5 protein-coding genes and 1 tRNA gene are annotated in these 4,661 nt (G+C 48.0%); 5 read left to right on the top strand and 1 reads right to left on the bottom strand.

The window, feature by feature from the left end; all coding sequences use genetic code 11:
• Nucleotides 1-142: 142 nt before the first annotated feature.
• The 5 genes from AC3OH0_RS05420 (at nt 143) to gltA (ending at nt 3,764) form a co-directional block, all read left to right on the top strand.
• The gene (locus tag AC3OH0_RS05420; RefSeq protein WP_498345052.1) at nt 143-685 is read left to right on the top strand and encodes a DUF998 domain-containing protein; all 543 of its coding nucleotides are present in this window, start codon (nt 143-145) and stop codon (nt 683-685) included.
• Nucleotides 686-743: 58 nt separating this feature from the next.
• Nucleotides 744-1,037, top strand: coding sequence for a 30S ribosomal protein S25e (locus AC3OH0_RS05415; RefSeq protein ID WP_498345051.1), 294 nt, complete (start codon nt 744-746; stop codon nt 1,035-1,037).
• A gap of 50 nt (nt 1,038-1,087) precedes the next feature.
• Nucleotides 1,088-1,163, top strand: a tRNA-Gly gene (locus AC3OH0_RS05410).
• 334 nt (nt 1,164-1,497) lie between these two features.
• Nucleotides 1,498-2,334: a sulfide/dihydroorotate dehydrogenase-like FAD/NAD-binding protein gene (locus tag AC3OH0_RS05405; protein WP_498345050.1), complete on the top strand. Its 837-nt coding sequence runs from the start codon at nt 1,498-1,500 to the stop codon at nt 2,332-2,334.
• Nucleotides 2,335-2,339: 5 nt separating this feature from the next.
• Nucleotides 2,340-3,764: an NADPH-dependent glutamate synthase gene (gltA, locus tag AC3OH0_RS05400; protein WP_498345049.1), complete on the top strand. Its 1,425-nt coding sequence runs from the start codon at nt 2,340-2,342 to the stop codon at nt 3,762-3,764.
• A gap of 53 nt (nt 3,765-3,817) precedes the next feature.
• On the opposite strand, the gene AC3OH0_RS05395 is transcribed toward gltA, so the two are convergent.
• The coding region (locus AC3OH0_RS05395) for a hypothetical protein (RefSeq protein ID WP_498345048.1) at nt 3,818-4,661 on the bottom strand (844 nt) is incomplete at its 5' end.

Raw genomic sequence — 4,661 nt, 5'->3', positions numbered from 1 at the left:
CCTCTATAAACCCGTGGGGCAATTTCGCAGGCCTGGGAGCGTGGAGCTTAGTAATAGTTGCTTTGGCGTATAAGCTCTACATCAGGAACCTGCTGAGGGATTAATATACCGTTGATTATATATCGTAATTGAGGGCTGGCTCATGAATATAAGGCGGTTCATACCCTTTATAGCCTTCCTCACTCCACTGGTTTTCATACTCCTAGCTATAGCGTTCTCAGGCTGGTTCAACATTGTGGATAACGCTTTAAGCGATCTAGGGCATGCTACAAGGAGCAATGTCGCAATACTTTTCAACCTCGGGCTCGTCCTCGGAGGCTTCTTACTATACTCAACAGCATTGATTGATTCGCACGTCGAGGTTGTCTACAGGGCCATAATGGGTTTTGCTGGCTTCTCGCTCGCTCTAGTAGGTGTTTTCGACGAGGTGTATGGTAGGACGCATTTCATCGTATCCATAGTGTTCTTCATAACAATTTTGTCATTCCTGATCTACTACTCATCAAGAACAGATGGGTGGCGTAGGAACGGTGCCCTAGCAGGCATCGTCGCATCAGTTGCTGCATGGGCATTACACTTCACCATTAAAACACCCCCGGGCGCAGCAATTCCCGAGCTCATCTCAATATTTTCAGTAGCACCATTCTACCTTGACGTTTTCACAGAAGGGTTCAAGAGGAGATAGATTAAAAAGCCTTAAACCTTAATCCATAGAATAGTTGATTAGTGTCGAGGTGGATGAAGTGTCTGCTCAGAAGAAAGCTAAGCCCGAGAAACCGGCTAAGGAGGTTGGCGAGTCCAAAGTACAGTTAGCCACGGTCTTCCAGCCAACAGAGGATATTTTGAGAAGGCTTGAGAGAGAGGTTAAGAAGGGGGAGGTTAAATACTACACGCCATACACGCTTGCCAATCAGTTAAACGTGAAAGTAAGCGTGGCTAAGAAAATACTTAAAGAGGCCGAGAAAAGGGGGATTCTAAAACTCTACAGCGGGGGGAGAAGAACACCAATATACATCCCCGCAGTCAGCAATCCTTGAAACCATTCAAAGATTTTAAACCCTTACCCGTAATTTCTAAAACAGTAGAAGCGGCGGTCGTCTAGCCTGGACTAGGACGCCGGCCCCCCAAGCCGGAGATCCCGGGTTCAAATCCCGGCCGCCGCACATCCTTTCACTCAAACCTTCAGAAGCCACTGCAACAAACCCTTCAAGGCACGAAAAACTACGTTCAAAGCCTGACGAAATAGATAATGTGTTCAAAAACATTGTAAATCCCAGGCTCTCATCGCAACAACCGGGTTCTCACGCTAAAGCATGTTTGTGAAATCAAGGCTGTGGTAAGGGTTTTAAAGTACGTGTTCATGAACTGAATTCAAACCTAACTATGACGGAGTGACAGGGGCAGTCGTTAAGTTCATCGTAGCGGTCCTGGATGATTTTTAAGTTAAGGTACATAATAGTATTTTTAGGTTAGCCTAACCTAACGAGAGGTGTCAACTTGCTTAGGATAACTGGAAAAATAGATTTAAACTCCATTGACTTCTACATGGAGATTGAAGCACCGCATGTGGCTAGGAAGTGGAAGCCTGGAAATTTCGTTATCCTTATGCTTCATGAGAAAGGGGAGAGAATCCCGGAGTCTGTCTACTCTGTTAGAGATGGGAGAATAGGCATGTTCATCAGGAGACATGGTAAGACAACCCTCGAGTTATACCATAGGTTTAAAGTCGGAGACTACATCTACGCGGTCTCAGGGCCTCACGGTAGGGAGTTTCCCATAAAACACTACGGCACTGTAATCTACGCATCGGACGCGGTGTGCGGGCACGCTGAGAATGCTTCATTCACACAGGAATTGAAAAAATATGATAACTACGTAATATCAATCCAAACTTTCGAGACAGGGAAAGAGGTTTATCCAGAAGAGTTTCTCGCTGAGAAGCATGCTGACGAGCATTATGTTACAACGTTGGATGGTTCCGCAGGGGTTAAAGGGCATTACACGGATTTGATCTCGAAGATCATTAGTGAGAGAAGAGTAGACCTTGTACTCACAGGAGGATCCCTTGCTGGCATGTTCAAAGCATCTGAACTCACGAGGAGACATGGGATTCCAAACTATGCCCTTGTAAGAACCATAATGGTTGATGGGACAGGGATGTGTGGGTCTTGCAGAGTCTTCTATGGTGGAGCAGTCAGGTTTGCCTGCGTAGACGGGCCTGTGATGAACGCTCATCTCATAGACTGGGAAGACGTGATGAGAAGGGATAAGAGATTTATCGAGGAGCAGGAGAAGGCGAAAAACCTCTTCCTCTCCAAGATTATCGCTAGGTGATCATCATGTCAAGAGTTGTGAAGTCACGGTTTAAATCTAACGAGAGACCCCCGTTAGAAAGGCTCGGAGACTTTGAAGAGGTCGACTTGGGCCTGGACGACGCGAACGCGGTGAGGGAGGCGGGAAGATGTATAAAATGCCCCTTATGGTTTGCACCGTGCGTGAAGGGCTGCCCAATATCCATTAAAATCCCCGAGTTCGTTAAGGCCGTCGAAAACAGGGATTTGGAAAAGGCTCTGAGAATCATGTGGGAGGATAACCTGTTTCCTTCGATAACGGGCAGGGTTTGTCCTCAAGAGCTGCAGTGCGAGGCTAATTGCGTGGTTGGTAGAATAGGTGAGGCTGTGAGCATAGGGAAGCTGGAGAGATACGTTGGGGATAGAGCAAGGGCGCTCGGGCTGGAGGCAAAGCTTCTCGAGGAGATGAAGGAGAAGATAAAGCCGAACGGGCGTAAAGTAGCAGTAATAGGCTCAGGGCCCGCGGGGCTAGCCTGTGCAGCCGAGCTTGCGAAGCTAGGGTATAATGTAACTATTTACGAAGCCCTTCATGCTCCTGGAGGGGTTTTAAGGTACGGCATACCTGAGTTCAGGCTTCCCAAGAGGCTTTTGGACAGCGAGATCGAGAAGCTCTCCTTCCTTGGTGTTGAGATCCGGTTAAACCATATAGTGGGAAAAACAATTTCAATTAACGAGCTTCTTAACGAGTATGATGCAGTATTCATCGGGACGGGTGCTGGAGCACCAAAGTTTCTCGAAATACCCGGGGTAAACCTCAACAACATATATTCTGCCAACGAGTTCCTGACCCGGGTTAACCTGATGAGGGCTGACCGTTTCCCCGAGTACGATACGCCTGTCAAGGTGGGGAAGAGAACTGTCGTCATAGGAGGTGGGAACACCGCTATGGATGCTGCTAGAGTAGCTAGGAGGATGGGTAGTGAAGTAGTTGTGGCCTATAGGAGGGGGAGGGAGGACATGCTCCAGACGGCGAGGCTTGAGGAGGTTAAGCACGCGGAGGAGGAGGGAGTCAGCTTCATGTATTTTGTACAGCCCGTTGAATTTATAGGGGATGGAAAAGGATTCGTGAAAGGCGTGAGATTTGAGAAGATGAAGCCCATCGACGAAGTCGATGAGAAGGGGAAGAGGAAGATTGTGGGGACAGGGGAGTTCGTAGAATTAGCCGCTGACACGGTCATTATCGCAATAGGGTTAGTGCCTAACAAGGTTTTAGCCGAGTCTGCTCCAGACTTAAAGATCCGTGACGATGGTACAGTAGAGGTTGACGAGGCATTACAGACCAGTATCCCAGGTGTTTTCGCCGGTGGAGACGCTGTGAGAGGGGAGGCAACGGTTGTCCTCGCTTTCAGCGATGGTAAGAAAGCTGCTCACAGCATACACAAATACTTATCAGCAAAGGTAAAACAATCATAACAGGTTTTCAACCACTTGTCCACAACGGTTTGCAAGGCCCTTGCATAGATGCTTCAGTATGCCTGGTTGAGTGCTGGCTGTTTCAACAGTAAAAGTCTTGAAACAGTGTCTATCAGGGAGTAGGGGATAGAGTCCGAGATTCTCAGGTAGGGGTATCTCCTAAACCAGTCTACGTGGCTGTTTGAAACAATTATAGGTACTTCAGCAGTGCTGAGGAATGCGGCATCCGCTGGGCTGTCCCCGCTGGATATGGTTAAACCCTTCAACCTATGACCTATAAGACCCAGGAGGCGTCTAACAGCTTCTTCTTTCCCGGCTTCCGCGAGGTGGAGGAATCTCCGGGTTTTGAAAGCTTTGAAACCCTGGGAGACAGCCTTCTTCTCGATTATCTTGATGCATTCACCGCTACCGGAGTAAACGACCTCGGTGAACTCTCTGTTGACAGCGTTCTCTGCTTCTTTTAGAGAGGTGTTTAAGAGTTCCGAGGCTTCATAAGGTGTGAGGCTTGTCAGCCTCACGTATTTATCAGCACATGAAGAGTTTTCAAGACTATTGAATATCTCATCCAGAACTAATCTACTCCTACACAACACTATCTCCAACTCTCCGCTCGCCGCATTCGTTGAAAAGGAGTGTACCAGGGCTTCAGAGATAATGGTAGAGCAACCTCCCTCCGCTATGTAGGCTTTGAAGGAATAGTTGAGCCTCCTGGAAAGCTCCTTTAACTCCGGCTTAGTCTTAAAAGTTACTGGAACGGTTAGGATGCAGTGGTCATCGAGAACCCTTAGGAAGGAGGAGACGTAGCTGTAGATGCGGGGGGATCCACCACTGCTTGGCAGTATTGTATCGTCTATATCGGTTAGCCACAACCCGTTAAAGGTTTTACACTCCATACGC

Source organism: Thermosphaera sp., assembly GCF_059755995.1.
Note: the sequence above shows the minus strand (reverse complement) of the source record. Positions and strands in the feature narration are given on the sequence as shown.